At 30.3% G+C, this 1,261-nt stretch carries 2 protein-coding genes; one reads left to right on the top strand and one right to left on the bottom strand.

Annotation, left to right across the window (positions count from 1 at the left end; genetic code table 11):
• Positions 1-259: 259 nt before the first annotated feature.
• The gene (locus NSA01_RS09980) at positions 260-505 is read right to left on the bottom strand and encodes a helix-turn-helix domain-containing protein (protein WP_007050005.1); all 246 of its coding nucleotides are present in this window, start codon (positions 503-505) and stop codon (positions 260-262) included.
• Positions 506-717: 212 nt separating this feature from the next.
• On the opposite strand from NSA01_RS09980, the gene NSA01_RS09975 reads away from it, so the two are divergent.
• Positions 718-1,059, top strand: coding sequence for a helix-turn-helix domain-containing protein (locus tag NSA01_RS09975; protein WP_257481310.1), 342 nt, complete (start codon positions 718-720; stop codon positions 1,057-1,059).
• Positions 1,060-1,261: the final 202 nt, after the last annotated feature.

The following is a 1,261-nucleotide window of genomic DNA, read 5'->3' as shown; positions in this document are numbered from 1 at the left end:
CGGCAAAAGGGATATTAAACTTACTGAAGTCACTCACCCGCAAATCACCTAAAAGATTTATTACCTTAAATAAAAGATAAAACTTTTTAAGGTAATGTGCGGGATATAGGTTATTTCACAAAATGCGGGTAGTATTCAAAAGAAACCCGCAATTTTTCCAAACGACAGCTGCCCCTACGCATATTGCACTCAATAGAATATTTAATATATTTACATAAAAAAAGAACCCATGGGGAAAACGAAGGTTCTTTTTTATTATTTATTTTTCCTGATCATAATCTCTGTTTTTAAACGGTTCATAATCAAAAAATTCATATAAGCTTATGTCGAGAGCATCACAAAATCTAATTATAAGTTTTAATGACGGCGAAGAAGACTTCCCGTCTCCTATGCTGTAAATACTGGTCGTAGGCATTTGATGTTCTCTGCAAAATTTATTTATGTTTGTGCCTTTTTCTTTTAATAATTCGGTTATTCTTTTATAAACGATTTTTGAAATTTTCATATCATCTGTCCTCTGATTTTTTTCTTCTATAAGTAAAGTATTTACATCGCAAGAAAAAATATTACACAATATTTCAATTTCTTGAAATTTTATTTTTTATATGAAAACATAATATATGTTGACGTATGCTACGTCTGCATAGCTTATTTTACATTTAAAAATATAGTATTATAAAGTAAGATAAATATTTAATAAAATGTAGGAGGAAAGAAATGAAAATAGACTATTTAATGATGGGAGAAAGGTTAAAAAGACAGAGGATAAAACAGAAGCTTACACAGGAGCAGTTGGCAGAAGCTGTGGATTTATCGGTGAGCCATTTGAGCCACATAGAAAACGGCAATACAAAGACATCGCTCCAGACTGTCTTGAATATTTCTAATGTACTAAATATCAGCATTGATAAAATTTTGGGGATAAATTTCGGAACTAAGACAAGGCATGTTCCGATAACGGAAATAGACGTAATATTCAGGGATTGTACGAAAGATGAAAAAGAGTTTTTATTAGAAAATCTGAGGCTTGTCAAAACACAATTACAAAAGAGAAGATAGAAAAAAGAATGCAGTCGCATTCTTTTTTATTGCCTGTTATTTTAATAGTATTTAATATATAAAACTTCTTTCATACTACCCGCATTTTTTGAAAGTTTTGTCACCCCATACCTTTACCATGAAAAGTTTTATCTTTTATTAAAGGTAATAACTTTCTTAGGTGATATGTGGTTGATTGACCTCAGTAAGTTTAATATCCCTT

Source organism: Anaerofustis stercorihominis (assembly GCF_024623185.1).
Taxonomy (GTDB): Bacteria; Bacillota; Clostridia; order Eubacteriales; family Anaerofustaceae; genus Anaerofustis.
This window is presented reverse-complemented; position numbering and strand designations above follow the sequence as displayed.